The sequence below is a fragment of the Pseudomonas sp. P135 genome (assembly GCF_020312125.1).
Taxonomy (GTDB): domain Bacteria; phylum Pseudomonadota; class Gammaproteobacteria; order Pseudomonadales; family Pseudomonadaceae; genus Aquipseudomonas; species Aquipseudomonas fragariae.
The window spans coordinates 150,657-164,878 of record NZ_JAGPYR010000012.1; the positions used below are offsets into that span (position 1 = coordinate 150,657).

The 14,222-nt window shown below is 61.1% G+C and carries 9 protein-coding genes; 8 read left to right on the forward strand and 1 reads right to left on the reverse strand.

The window, feature by feature from the left end:
• The first annotated feature begins 70 nt into the window (after positions 1 to 70).
• A complete protein-coding gene (locus tag KBY08_RS18250) occupies positions 71 to 4,834 on the forward strand; it encodes an RHS repeat domain-containing protein (RefSeq protein WP_225651230.1) in 4,764 nt (1,587 codons plus the stop codon).
• A gap of 74 nt (positions 4,835 to 4,908) precedes the next feature.
• Here KBY08_RS18250 and KBY08_RS18255 read toward each other — a convergent pair whose 3' ends face one another.
• A complete protein-coding gene (locus KBY08_RS18255; RefSeq protein ID WP_003406091.1) occupies positions 4,909 to 5,172 on the reverse strand; it encodes a LuxR family transcriptional regulator in 264 nt (87 codons plus the stop codon).
• 242 nt (positions 5,173 to 5,414) lie between these two features.
• Between KBY08_RS18255 and kdpF the strand changes: the two genes are divergently transcribed.
• The 7 genes from kdpF to KBY08_RS18290 all read left to right on the forward strand — a co-directional run bounded on the left by kdpF (position 5,415) and on the right by KBY08_RS18290 (position 13,718).
• A complete protein-coding gene (kdpF, locus tag KBY08_RS18260) occupies positions 5,415 to 5,510 on the forward strand; it encodes a K(+)-transporting ATPase subunit F (protein ID WP_003406089.1) in 96 nt (31 codons plus the stop codon).
• 2 nt (positions 5,511 to 5,512) lie between these two features.
• Positions 5,513 to 7,207, forward strand: coding sequence for a potassium-transporting ATPase subunit KdpA (kdpA, locus tag KBY08_RS18265; protein WP_024660645.1), 1,695 nt, complete (start codon positions 5,513 to 5,515; stop codon positions 7,205 to 7,207).
• Positions 7,208 to 7,217: 10 nt separating this feature from the next.
• Positions 7,218 to 9,296, forward strand: coding sequence for a potassium-transporting ATPase subunit KdpB (kdpB, locus tag KBY08_RS18270; protein WP_024641357.1), 2,079 nt, complete (start codon positions 7,218 to 7,220; stop codon positions 9,294 to 9,296).
• Between the two features lie 54 nt (positions 9,297 to 9,350).
• Positions 9,351 to 9,923 carry a potassium-transporting ATPase subunit KdpC gene (gene kdpC / locus KBY08_RS18275; RefSeq protein WP_225651231.1) on the forward strand — a complete coding sequence of 191 codons (573 nt, stop codon included), beginning with the start codon at positions 9,351 to 9,353 and terminating at the stop codon, positions 9,921 to 9,923.
• A 67-nt stretch (positions 9,924 to 9,990) separates the two neighbouring features.
• Entirely contained in the window at positions 9,991 to 12,654 is a 2,664-nt protein-coding gene (locus KBY08_RS18280; RefSeq protein ID WP_225651232.1) for a sensor histidine kinase, read from the forward strand.
• Complete coding sequence (locus KBY08_RS18285) at positions 12,651 to 13,343, forward strand: response regulator (protein WP_003406067.1); 693 nt, start codon at positions 12,651 to 12,653, stop codon at positions 13,341 to 13,343. The genes KBY08_RS18280 and KBY08_RS18285 overlap by 4 nt, the downstream gene beginning before the upstream one ends.
• 96 nt (positions 13,344 to 13,439) lie before the next feature.
• The gene (locus tag KBY08_RS18290) at positions 13,440 to 13,718 is read left to right on the forward strand and encodes a lipoprotein (RefSeq protein WP_003316607.1); all 279 of its coding nucleotides are present in this window, start codon (positions 13,440 to 13,442) and stop codon (positions 13,716 to 13,718) included.
• The last annotated feature ends 504 nt before the right edge of the window (positions 13,719 to 14,222 follow it).

Sequence of the window (14,222 nt, forward strand, 5' to 3'; positions counted from 1 at the left end):
AAGCCTGCTTGACCGTCACCCGCACGGGGTGACGGTTATCCCACTCTATAAAGTTCGAGGTTCATGGATCATGACAGCATCGACTTCCGTACACTCCAACGCGTTCAACTTCCTGAGTTATGTACAGAGCGGCGTTGACCCCCGTACCGGGCAATACACGGTGGCGATCACCCTGCCCGATGTCAAGACCAACGGATTGCGTGGCCCGGGTATGCCACTGGCACTTAACTACAACCCTCTCAACCGCCAGGACAGCGGCTTTGGTCTGGGCTGGAACCTGCAGTTGTCGCAGTACGATCCGGGTAACCAGATCGTGTCGCTGAGCAGCGGCGAGACATTCAAGGTCGATGGCACCAGCGACGACCAGATGCTGATGTCGGAAAAGAAAATCGACAGTTTTCACTTGTACAAGGAGGACGAGACCCATTTCAGGGTGATGCACAAGTCCGGTCTGGTGGAGCTGCTCGAACTGCGTGGCAGCGGGGCCAACAGGGTCGCACTGCCGGTGCGCGTATTCGCCCCGGAAGGTCACAGTGTCACGCTGGATTACGCCTCTTTCGGCGGGTATCAGATGCTCAGCGAAGTAACGGATGACTCGGGTCAGCTTCTGCTCGGCATCAGCCGCGAAGACACGGCGGTGACGCTGCGCATGACCACTGGCGAAGGCCCGGATGCGACATTCAAGATGGTGCTGGGCGGATCGGATCACCGTGTCAACCGTATCGAGCTGCCGACCGACAATGCTGCCTCGTGGCGTTTTGTATACAGCCTGATCCGTGAGCATCTATGCATGACGTCGGTAGAAACACCCGTTGGCGGTCGGGAAGAGATCTTTTATACCGACGGCGGCCATCAGTTTCCTGCGAGGGCGGCACGTCCCCCTCTGCCCAGAGTCACGCGCCATCGCACGACGCCGGGCTTGGGGCAGGCGCAAATGGACGTTTTTTACAGTTACCAGGACAGCGCCGGGCGCGAGCGCAACTTCCTGGGCGCGGGGCTGGATATCGCCTGGGAAGACAATGGTCTGGACAATCTGTATCGCTATCTCGGGGCGGAGCTGTACGAATATTCGTCGACCGAGACATTGCGTGTCCAGGTCGCGGGCAAGCCTGATGCCGAGCGCAGTATCGAACGGACCTTCAACCAGTTTCACCTGCTCACTCGGGAAACCACGCGCAAGAACCTTACCGTCATGCAGGTGGACACTCGGTACTACATCGTGCCGGGACAACCCTTTTTTACTCAGCCTGCCTACTGTCAATTACCCAAGGAGGTCCAGACCACCTGGCGGCTGTCGTCAGACGGCAGTGTGCCGCGCAGTGAAATGGTCAGCAGCACCTATGACAAAGACGGCAATCTGCTCACTCAGACTCAGGCCAACGGTATGGTCGAGGTCAGTGAGTGGTATCCGGCCGCCGGCGAGGATGGCTGCCCGCCAGACCCTGAAGGCTTCGTCCGCTGGATGAAAAGCAGCAAGATCATCCCGGCGGCGTCCGACTACGGTAATGCCCCGGTCCTGATCACCCGCTATCGCTACACGGCGTTGCCTGCTGTGGATGGCGGTCAGCTGCAGCAATGGCTTGCACCGCAAAGCGAAACGTTACTGATGCAGGCCCCTGAAGATGAGTACGAGCAGCGCCTCACGACCTATGAATATTTCGATGAGCCGAACAACGCACTTCTGCACGGTCGGCTCAAACTGCAACGGGTGATCATGGGCGAGAATGCAACCAGCACAGAGTATGCCTACAGCACCCCTGACAGCGAGATTTATGGCAAGACTGTGCTGCAAACCGTACAGACCGTGACCGGCTTCGATGGCGCGAAGAAGGTCATTACCCTGGAGGATTCTCTGCTCAACGGCGAACCCTTGCTCAATCGCGACGACAACAACGTGGAAATCCGTTATGTCTACGACAGCCTGCGGCGTGTACTGAGTGAAACGGTGGCGCCCAATGATGATATCTACCAGGCGACCAGAAGTTATGAGTATCAGCTCTGTGCCAAGGCCACCGATCAGGCCACGCAGACGCTCATCGACGTCAAGGGGGTCAAAACCTGCAGTCACTTTGATGGCCTCAACCGAGTCATCCATGAGGAGCGGGATGACGCAGATAAACCTGCGCGCGTCGACAAACCTCGACAGACCTACGCTGCCGTTTACGACGCATGGGGGCTCATGGTCAACGAGACCGAGTTTGACTGGCTTGGTCAGCAGGATCTGGCGCTGAAGAGCGTCTACGAATATGACGATTGGGGCGAACAGCGCTGCGTCACCGGCCCGGATAATATCAAGACGTTCGAAGAGACCGACCCCATTGGTACGGCGCAATCGCAAGGCCCTGTTCAGCGTAGCTGGATCGAAGGCACCGATGGCAAAGGGAAAAGCGAGTTCACCGAGACCTGGATGAACCTGTTCGAACAGCCGACCCGTAGCGAGCGACAGGATAAGGCCGGCACCTCGGTCAGTCTGAGCCAGTACCATTACGATGGCCTTGGCCGCCGTGTCGAGGAAATTGTCGGGGTGGTAAACAGAAGGCGGCGCACTACCTATGTCTACGACGTCTTTGATCGGGTGATCGAGTCCACATTGCCAAGCGAGGCCATCGTGCGTCGCAGCTATGCAAGCCACAGCAGCGAAGACTTGCCCATCAGTATCGGCATCGAGCACAACGGCAAAAGCATTGTGTTGGGAGAGCAGTCGTTCGACGGGCTGGATCGTCTGGTCAGTTCTGTCACCGGCGGGCGTAAACGTACGCTTGTTTACGACGTCGGTCTGCTGCAACCCAGAACGGTAACCCTGCCCAGCAAGCGGAAAATCGATTACGAATACAAGCCCCAGGTAGGCGACGAGCCGTGGCGCCGGGTGCAGTCCGAAGCTGAGCCCGAACCTGACACCACCCGCGAAGTTGATCCGCTGAAAGAATCCGGGCCTGGGGCAGCGCCTGCCCGGACCGCGGAGCCGGGTGTGGCTGCCGATTACACGTACGATAAGCAGAATGCTCGTCTGATTCATTCCGAGGAGCAGGGTGAGATACTGGATCGCGAGTATTACAGTACCGGCTCGCTGAAAAGCGAGAAGCGCACCTCAGCAGGCAAAACCTACGACATGTTCTACAGCTACAGCCGACAGGGCCTGCTGCTGTCTTACACCGATGTACTGGGACAGGAACAGGTCAATCGCTATGACACCTGCGGTCGTCTCGAGGAAACCCGGCTGGGTGAGGTTTATTCAACGTTTGCCTATGACGTTGTGTTTGGTCGTCTCGCGAAAATCACCACCACCGACCAAACCGACAGCAGCCGCGAAAGAACCGTCGCGATCAGCCTTGAATATGATGATCTGGGGCGAGAAGTAAAGCGTACATTTGACCTCGATGGTGTCGAGCAGCAGATGGTTCAGGTCTATGACGATGTGGATGACATGGTCCAGCGCACCCTTAGCGAAGGCACGGAAATACTCCGTGACGAACACTACAACTACGATACGTCCGGTCGCCTGACTCAATACCAGTGCACAGGGACTCAACGGCCGGTGGACCCTTATGGCAGGACCCTCCTCGGGCAGAACTTCATTTTCGATGGCGCTAACAACCTGACGTTCGTCACCACCCGCTTCGATGGCGGCAGCAACAATGCCAGGTATTTTTACGAGGGTGACGATCCCGTGCAGTTGAGCCGGGTAACGAACACCAACCACGCGTACTACCCGCCTGAAATCAACCTCCGCTATGACCCGGACGGCAATCTGGACATCGACGAGGCCGGGCGCACGCTCAAATACGATCCCCTCGGCCGCCTGATCGAAGTAGGCACGCCCTCAGCCGGCATTCATTACCAGTACGACCCCCAGGACCAACTGACCGGGGAGACCCGTGGCGGCGACAGGGACCTGCGCTTCTATCGCGACGGAGAGCTGGCCAATCAACTCGGCAGCCAGGGGCAGAGCACCTTCATGCGTGGCGACGACTACCTGCTGGCCGAGCAGCAGGGTGACCGGACGCTGCTGCTTGCCACCAGCGCCAGCGATAGCGTGCTGGGCGAGGTGGCTGCCGACGGGGTCAACCGGAGGTGGTATACGGCCTACGGCCACGCCAGCGGTGAAGATCCACCGCACAGCAGACTGGGGTTCAACGGCGAACTGAGCGAGGCGGATACCGGCTGGCAAATGCTGGGCAATGGCTATCGGGCCTACAGCCCGGTGTTGATGCGCTTCAACAGTCCTGATAGCTGGAGTCCGTTTGGCGAGGGCGGGGTGAATGGGTATGCGTATGTCGAGGGGAATCCGGTGGGTAGGCGGGATCCGACGGGGCATACTCCTTGGGGGTTTTTTCTAAGACTTGCAACTGCGCCCCTCAGTTCGAATGTCAAGAATGTTCCCAAGGCTCTTATCCGTACTTTCGATGGCGCACCAGAACATCTGAGAAGGATTAGGCGCAAAGATGTTGTGAGGTTAGAAGCGCATGTGCAGAGGCATAAGGAAAGCGCGGATAAAGCGTACAATAACCTTATTACGAGTAAGAGCGCTTTGGATGACGCTGTTGATAGCGGGATTGATAGCTCTGCGCTTCGCAGCACGTACGATACCGCAAAGAAAAACTACGACTGGTATGACGATCTAGAAAAATCTCTTAAATTTGCTCGGGAAAACCCTAAGGCACGGGCAATAACCCCGTACGCTAGATCCACTTTCAAAAAATCGGAAGAGCATGTGCGCGTTAACAAAAAACTCTATGCTGACAATCAGAACATCAACCTCAGGAACAATAATAAGATAAATAGAGTTCAAAGGCCGGCAGGTGAAATTAGAGGTTATCTGGGAGAAGGCATGTAGCGAGAATGTGCAGTGGTCTTGCAAAAACCGGGTAACGATCTAGTTATCTTATCGTCGCCCGGTCTTGATTTTAATCACTCCACCAAAATAACCCCCTGCCTGATCGCCATCACCAGCGCCGCCTTCAGCGACGTCACCCCGAACTTGCGGCGGATATTGCTGGTATGAAAGTGCACGGTCGCTTCCGAACACCCTTGTATCCGTGATATTTCCCAGGCGGATTTGCCGAGCGCCACCCATTCCAGGACTTGTCGTTCCTTGGCAGTCAGCTGGACAGTGGCGGGTGTGGTCTGGGAGGGCGGCGTGGTGCCGGGCGGTTTTCCATTGTCGCGAAGCATGGTGAAGTCCTTTCCCTGAAGATCGCCGCACCACGATACCCCTGCATCCCCTAACGCGAACCTGACATAAATGACAGCGCCGCAGGACCGTGAAGGCCTTGCGCCGTCAAGGCTGTAGCGCTTTTTTACAGCTTCTTTACGCCCCGGCCAGCCTGTCGATCTCGCGCCTTTACACCCTGCCTGCGGACAATCACCCCACGCGGCCTTCGCCGTACCGGTGTTGCCTGATGGGGGAAATTTCAATGAGCGTTATGGATGGTATCTCTCTGTTGATGGGAGTCGGGCTGTTCATCTATCTGCTGGTGGCGCTGTTGCGCGCCGACCAGAGCCAGGAGTGATCATGCACAGTTACGATTATCTGTTGATCCTGGCCTTTCTGGTCCTGCTGCTGGCGCCCGCGCCGTGGCTGGGACGTTTCTATTACCGGGTCATGGAAGGCGAGCGCACCTGGCTGAGCCCGTTGCTGGGGCCGGTCGAGCGCGCCTGCTACCGGATCTCCGGCGTCGACCCGAAAACCGAGCAATCCTGGCAGCAATACGCCTGGGCCTTGCTGGCGTTCAACCTGGCGGGCTTTGTCGTGCTGTTCGCCATCCTCATGCTGCAAGGCGTGCTGCCGCTCAACCCGCAGCAACTGCCGGGCATGGAATGGTCACTGGCCTTCAACACCACCATGAGCTTTGTCGCCAACACCAACTGGCAGGCCTACAGCGGCGAAGCGTCGCTCAGCTACCTGAGCCAGATGGTCGGCCTGACCGTGCAGAACTTCGTCAGCGCCGCGACCGGCCTGGCAGTACTGGTGGCACTGTGTCGCGGCATCAGTCGTCGCTCATCGCAGAGCCTGGGTAACTTCTGGGCCGACATGACCCGCGCCACGCTCTACGGCCTGTTGCCGATCAGTATCGTGCTGGCGGTGTTTCTGGTCTGGCAGGGCGTGCCACAGAACTTCGGCCACTACATCGACGCGCTGACCCTGCAGGGTGCTGATCAGAGCCTGCCCATGGGCCCTGCGGCCAGTCAGATTTCCATCAAGCAACTGGGCACCAATGGTGGCGGCTTCTTCGGCGTCAACTCGGCGCATCCATTCGAGAACCCGACCGCCTGGAGCAACCTGTTCGAACTGGTGTCGATCCTGCTGATCCCGGCTGCACTGGTGTTCACCTTCGGCCATTACGTCAAGGACATGCGCCAGAGCCGCGCGATCCTCGGCTGCATGCTGGCATTGCTGCTGATCGGCGGTGCGGTCTCGCTGTGGGCCGAGTACCAGCCTAACCCGGCGCTGAACATCGCCGGTGTCGAGCAGACCGCACCGCTGGAAGGCAAGGAAACCCGCTTCGGCACCACCGGCACGGTGCTCTGGTCAGTCGCTACCACGGCCGCCTCGAACGGCTCGGTCAACGGCATGCATGACAGCCTCAACCCGCTGACCGGCATGGTCGCGCTGGTCAACATGATGGTCGGCGAAGTGATCTTCGGCGGCGTCGGTGTCGGCCTCAACGGCATGCTGCTCAACGTGCTGATCGCCGTGTTCCTCGCGGGCCTGATGATTGGCCGCACCCCGGAATACCTGGGCAAGAAGCTGCAGGCGCAGGAAGTCCGGCTGCTGGTCGCGACCTTGCTGGTGATGCCGGTCGGCGTGCTGGTGCTGGGCGCGATTGCCGCGAGCCTGCCCGGCCCGGCCGGTGCCGTCAGCAACCCCGGCCCGCATGGCTTCAGTCAGTTGCTGTACGCCTACACCTCGGCCACGGCCAACAACGGTTCGGCGTTCGGCGGTTTCAGTGCCAACACCGTGTTCCACAACCTGATGCTCAGCCTGGCGATTTTCATCGGCCGCTTCGGCTACATCCTGCCGGTGCTGGCCCTGGCCGGTAGCCTGGCCATGAAGAAGGCCGCGCCGCAGGGCCAGAACAGCTTCCCGACCCATGGCCTGCTGTTCGTCACCCTGCTGACCGTCACGATTCTGCTGGTGGGTGGCTTGACCTTCCTGCCGACCCTGGCACTGGGGCCGATTGCCGAACACCTGAGCCTGGGTTTCTGAGGAACCGATCATGAACTTACCTATTAATCCTGCAAAAAATGCTGCTGCGAAATCTACTGAATCGCAGGCCACCGAGTCGGCAAAAACCGGCATCGCCGCCCTGTGGCGTCCGGCGCTGGTGCAGGCGTTCGTCAAGCTCGACCCGCGTCAGCTCAAGCGTTCGCCGGTCATGCTGGTGGTGGAACTGACCGCCATTCTGACCACCGTGTTGTGCGTGATCCCCAACCCGCAGGTGCCGACTTCGGTTTGCGTGCAGATCGCCCTGTGGCTGTGGTTCACCGTGCTGTTCGCCAACTTCGCCGAAGCGCTGGCCGAGGGCCGTGGCAAGGCCCGCGCCGACAGCCTCAAGGCGGGCAGCGAAGGGCTCAAGGCACGTATCAGGGACGACAACGGCAACCTGCGCATCATCAATGCCAGCGAGTTGCGCAAGGGTGATGTGGTGCGCGTCGAGATCGGCGAAATGATTCCCGGTGATGGCGAAGTCATCGAGGGCATCGCGGCGGTCAACGAGGCTGCGATTACCGGCGAATCCGCGCCAGTGATCCGCGAATCCGGTGGTGACCGCTCGGCCGTGACCGGTAACACCCGGCTGGTCTCCGACTGGCTGCTGATCCGCATCAGCGCCAACCCCGGCGAGTCGACACTGGACCGCATGATCGCGCTGGTCGAAGGCGCCAAGCGGCAAAAGACCCCCAATGAGGTCGCGCTGGATATTCTGCTGATCGGCCTGACCCTGATCTTTCTGCTGGTGGTCATCACCTTGCAGCCGTTCGCCCACTTTGCCGGTGGCAGCCTGCCGCTGGTGTTTCTGGTGGCGTTGCTGGTCACGCTGATCCCGACCACCATTGGCGGTCTGCTGTCGGCCATCGGCATTGCCGGCATGGACCGCCTGGTGCGCCTCAATGTGATTGCCAAGTCCGGTCGCGCCGTGGAAGCCGCGGGCGATGTGCATGTGCTGCTGCTGGACAAGACCGGCACCATCACCTTCGGCAACCGTCGCTGCGCCGCGGTCTACGCTGCACCGGGCGTGACCGCCAAGGAACTGGGTGAGGGTGCCTTGCTGGCCTCGCTGGCCGACGACACGGCAGAAGGCAAATCCATCGTCGAGTTCCTGCGCAACCTGCACCCGATGAACGAGCCGACCCTGAGCTCGGTGACGGCTGTGCCGTTCAGCGCTGATACGCGTCTGTCCGGCGTTGATTATCAGGGCCACGTGTACCGCAAGGGTGCAGTGGATTCGCTGTTGGCCTTCATCGACATGCAGCGCAGCGAGCTGCCGCCTGTACTGGCCCGTGAAGTCGACAAGATTGCCAAGACCGGCGGCACGCCGCTGCTGGTCTGCGCCAACGGTCGGTTGCTGGGCGCGATCCATCTCAAGGACGTGGTCAAGCCGGGTATTCGCGAACGCTTCGAAGAGCTGCGCAAACTGGGTATCCGTACCGTGATGGTCACCGGCGATAACCCGTTGACTGCCGCAGCGATTGCCGCCGAGGCCGGTGTCGACGACGTTCTGGCTGAAGCCACACCGGAGAAAAAACTGGAGCGGATTCGCCAGGAGCAGGGCGAAGGGCGGCTGGTGGCGATGTGCGGCGACGGTGCCAACGATGCGCCCGCACTGGCCCAGGCCGATGTCGGCATGGCGATGAACGACGGCACTCAGGCGGCACGCGAAGCGGCGAACATGGTTGACCTCGACAGCGACCCGACCAAGTTGCTGGACGTGGTGCAGATCGGCAAGGAGTTGCTGGTCACCCGCGGTGCGCTGACCACCTTTTCGATTGCCAACGATGTGGCCAAGTACTTCGCGGTACTGCCTGCGCTGTTTGCCTCGATCTACCCGCAACTGGGTGTGCTCAACGTCATGAAGCTGGCCAGCCCGCAGAGCGCGATTGTCTCGGCGATCGTCTTCAACGCGCTGATCATCGTCGTGCTGATCCCGCTGGCCCTGCGCGGCGTGCGTGTACAGGCGGCCAGCGCGGCTCACTTGTTGCGTCGCAACCTGCTGATCTACGGCCTGGGCGGCATCGTTGTGCCGTTTATCGGCATCAAGCTGATCGACATGCTGCTGGTCGCACTCGGCCTTGTTTGAAGCCTGTGCTGCATGCCGGTCGGCGTGCAGCCTCACCTGATTGAGGATGTGCAGATGTCCAATGTATTGCGTCCGGCCTTGAGCCTGATCGTGTTGATGAGCCTGATTACCGGTGTGGCGTATCCGCTGGTGGTCACCGGAGTGGCACAAGTGGCGTTTCCGGCCCAGGCCAATGGCAGCCTGGTGTATGACACGTCGGGCAAGGTGCGCGGCTCGGCGCTGATCGCCCAGTCATTCACCGGCGATGAGTGGTTTCAGTCGCGTCCTTCGGCTGGCGCATTCGCGACCGTGGCCAGTGGCGCAAGCAACTTCGCACCGAGCAACCCGGCGCTGGCGACACGCGTGAAAGAGGATGCCGCGAAACTGGCCAACGCCTCGCAGGAACCGATACCAATGGCCTTGCTGACCACCTCCGGCAGCGGCCTTGACCCGCACCTCTCGCCTGAAGCGGTGGCCTGGCAGGCCGGTCGCGTTGCCGCGACCCGGCAGTTGCCGCTGGACAAAGTGCAGGCGCTGATCGACGCCAATACCCAGCGTCCGCTGATCGGCCCACCCGTGGTTAACGTATTGGCCTTGAATATGAGCCTGAATCAGTTACCGTCTGCACCGCGCAATGCGCAGCTGTAACAAAGTGCGCCGTGTACGCAGCAGATTCACTAAGCTGTAGCTGATCAGAAAGAGGGTGGTAACCAACGTGAGTGATTCCGGTCGAGCTGACGCACTGCTGGCCCAGCTGCCCCGCGAGGGGCGCGGGCGGCTGAAGGTTTTTCTCGGCGCCGCGCCAGGGGTGGGCAAGACTTACGCCATGCTCCAGGCGGCTCATGCGCAGCTGCGCCAAGGCGTAAAGGTGCTGGCGGGCGTGGTCGAAACCCATGGCCGCGCAGAAACCGAGGCGCTGCTCAGCGGCCTGCCGCAACAGCCCTTGCTGCGCACTGATTATCGCGGCATGACCCTCGAAGAAATGGACCTCGACGCGCTGCTCAAGGCTGCGCCGAGCCTGGTGCTGGTCGACGAACTGGCGCACACCAATGCACCCGGCAGTCGACACGCCAAACGCTGGCAGGACATTCAGGAACTGCTCGCCGCCGGTATCGACGTCTACACCACGGTCAACGTCCAGCATCTTGAAAGCCTTAATGACCATGTCCGCGGCATCACCGGCGTGCAGGTGCGTGAAACCCTGCCGGACTGGGTGCTGCAGGAAGCCTTTGAACTGGTGCTGATCGACCTGCCGCCCCGCGAACTGCTGGAGCGCCTGCGCGACGGCAAGGTCTACGTGCCGGAGCAGGCGCGCGCGGCCATCGATGCCTTTTTTACCCAGACCAACCTCACCGCGTTGCGCGAAATGGCCATGCAGACAGCGGCGGCGCAGGTCGATAACGATCTGGCGCAGGGCTACCGGCAATTGGGCCAGTCGGCCCCGGCGGTTCGCGGGCGGATGCTGGTGGGCATCGATGGCGATATCCATGCCGAGCGCCTGGTGCGTCATGCCAGTCGGGTTGCCCAGCGTCGCCATCTGCCATGGAGCGCCGTGCATGTGGACGATGGGCAAACCCTCGACGAGCAGTCACGCGCGCGCCTGCAAAGCGCTCAGCAACTGGCCGAGCGGCTGGGCGGCGAGGCGGTTTCATTGCGTGCCGGGGAGGTTGCCAGAACGCTGGTTCAGCATGCCATCGAACGACGTGCCAGCGTGGTGCTGGTCGGCCAGTCGCGTCGGCATTGGCGTCGCCGCGTGTTTGGTGGCGGCGTCGCGGCGCGCTTGTTGCGTGAAGGGCATGGGCTGGAAATCTCGGTGCTCGACGACAGCGAGGAACTGCCCGATCAGCCGCCGCGTGCGCGCCCGGCCCGCGAAGTCGTGTGGTTCGATTACGGTCTGGCCTTCGCGGCCACGTTGATCGCCAGTCTGGTCGCCTGGGGCGTTGCAGGCGTGCTGGCGCTGCCGAACATTTCCCTGATCTTTCTTGCTGCGGTATTGCTGGTCGCCGTGCGCAGCAGCATGGGCCCGGCGCTGGCCTGTGCCGGGTTATCGTTCCTGGCCTATGATTTTCTGTTCATTCCGCCGAGCTTTTCCCTGAACATCCAGCGCGAAGAAGACGTGCTGACGCTGTTGTTCTTCCTGCTGATGTCGGCCCTGACCGGCAAGCTCGCAGCACGCCAGCGCAGGCAGTTGCAGGCATTGCGCGATACCCAGGAACAGACCAGCGAACTGCTCGACCTGTCGCGCAAGATGACCGCCGCCACCGACCGCAAGGCGGTATTCAGCGCCGCCGAGCAGCATTTTTCCGGCTGGAAGGAACTGCACTTGTGCCTGGTCGGCCGCGACGGAGAGGGCGGCAGGGTGGTCGAAACCGGTGGGCCGCTGACCTTCTCGGAAGCCGAGCGTGCTGCCGCCGACTGGGCCTGGAAGCACGATCAACCTGCGGGCAGTGGCACTGGCACCTTGCCGTCCGGACGCTGGTGGTGGTGGCCGATCACCGCAGAAGAAGGGCCGCTGGCTCTACTTGGGGTCTGCGCGCGGGAAGGCCAGTCGTTCACCGCGCAGCATCGACGTCTGCTGGCGGCACTGACCCAGCCACTGGCGCAGGCGCTGGCCCGTGCGCAACTGGCGCAAGAGCTTGAGGCGGCGCGCCTGCACGGTGAAACCGAGCAACTGCGCAGTGCCTTGCTGGCCTCGGTGTCCCACGACCTGCGTACCCCGCTGACCTCGATGCGCGGCAGCATCGACAGCCTGCTGGCCCTGGGTGAAGCCATTCCACTGGAGGATCGCCGCGAGCTGCTGGAAGGCACCCGCGATGAAGCCGAGCGCCTGGACCGCTATATCCAGAACCTGCTGGACATGACGCGTCTGGGGCACGGTGCGCTGAAGCTGGCCCGCGACTGGGTGTCGCCCGCCGATATCGTCGGTAGCGCGCTCAACCGGTTGCGTGCCGTACTGGCGCCCTTGCAGGTCAGCACCCAGGTGACTGGCGAGCTGCCGCTGCTGTACGTGCACGCGGCGCTGATCGAGCAGGCGCTGGTCAATGTGCTTGAGAACGCTGCGCGCTTTTCACCCGTCGATGGACGCTTGCAGGTAGCGGCCGGTGTGGTCGACAGTGAACTGTTTTTCTCGGTCAGTGACGAAGGCCCCGGTATTCCCGAAGAGGAACGAGCGAAGATTTTCGACATGTTCTACACCGCTGCCCGTGGCGATCGCGGCGGGCAGGGTACCGGGCTGGGGCTGGCGATCTGTCAGGGCATGATCGGCGCGCATGGCGGACGGCTTTCGGTCGAGGAGGGTATTGATGGGCTGGGTACGCGCATCACGCTGTTTCTGCCGCTGCAGGCGCAGCCGGATGTGGAACTGGAGGAGTCCGCTTGAGCCAGGCGACCACCATTCTGGTCATCGACGACGAGCCGCAGATTCGCAAGTTCCTGCGCATCAGTCTGGCGTCGCAGGGTTACAAGGTGCTGGAAGCTGCCTCGGGCGCCGAGGGTCTGACTCAGGCTGCCTTGAATAAACCGGATTTGCTGGTGCTCGACCTTGGACTGCCGGACATGGACGGTCAACAGGTGCTGAGCGAGTTTCGCGAGTGGTCGGCGGTGCCGGTGCTGGTGCTTTCGGTGCGCGCCAGTGAGGCACAGAAAGTCCAGGCGCTGGACGCCGGCGCCAACGACTACGTGACCAAGCCGTTTGGCATTCAGGAGTTTCTGGCCCGGGTCAGGGCGCTGCTCAGGCAGGCGTCGGGCAGCGATAAGCCCGAATCTGCGCTTGAGTTCGGGCCGCTCACCGTCGACCTGGCCTATCGGCGCGTGCTGCTCGACGGTCTCGAAGTGGCGCTGACCCGCAAGGAATATGCGGTGCTGGCGCAGTTGGCGCGGCATCCCGGGCGGGTCATCACCCAGCAGCAACTGCTCAAGGATATCTGGGGGCCTACGCACACTGAAGACAGTCACTATCTGCGTATCGTGGTGGGGCATTTGCGGCAGAAGCTGGCGGACGATCCGACCGCTCCGCGGTTCATCCTCACCGAGCCTGGAATAGGGTATCGTCTGCTCGCTGATCACTAGATGAAAAAAGCGAGCAGAGCCCCGTGCTGCGGCACTTTTACTGCCGCGCACCGTCAAAGCCGCACACTCCCTGTTCTCTCTTGAGGTAACACCCGCATGAAAGCCCTTATCTGTCTGCCATTGCTTGTTTTGGTTCTTGCAGGTTGTGCTGGCAAGACCGGATATCGCGACAGCTGTGCCACTCAGCTCGACGCGGCCTGGCATGAGCTGGATCTGGCCAAGGCTGAAGGCTTCGCCGGAACGGTCAGTTACTCCAAGGCCTTGTCGTTGCTGACGGGGGCCAAGACTCAGCAGCAGTTCGAGGCGTTTGAAGGCTGCACCGAGAAGTCCGAAAAGGCCCGCTTCTACATCCGTGAGTCCCGCGCTGGCCGTTGATAGCTGACGATACACAGGTCTGCTCCTGATTCTGGCCGAAGGCCGTGGCAGCGAGCTTGCTCGCGAAGAGGCCAGTAAAGCCCCTGAAAATGGGGCGTCTGGACAATGACTATCGTGCTAATGCGTTGGCATGCAGTTCGTGACGCTCTGCGTCACACGGCTGTTCTGCGATGTCAGCTGGATTGACGTTCGGCTCAGTTCACCTTTTCGCCCCTCGGCGACCTACTTTGATGGGGCCAAAGTAGGCAAACCCCCTTGCTCCTGTTTCCGGCCCGACTTCGTCGGGTTCCTTCGTCCTGACACTGATCCGGGCCTCAGCCGTCACTTACGTCGCACTCTGCGTCGTCAGTGCCATCGCGGTTGAAAAGCGCTTCAGAGCAATTTGGCTAAAGGCACGGCCCGGAAACTGATGACTATCGTTCCTCACGCTCTGGTGTGACCCCCGAAGGTTGGATGCAACCTTTGGAGGCGTCATGGGTAAATATACAGAGCAGGCAAAACTCG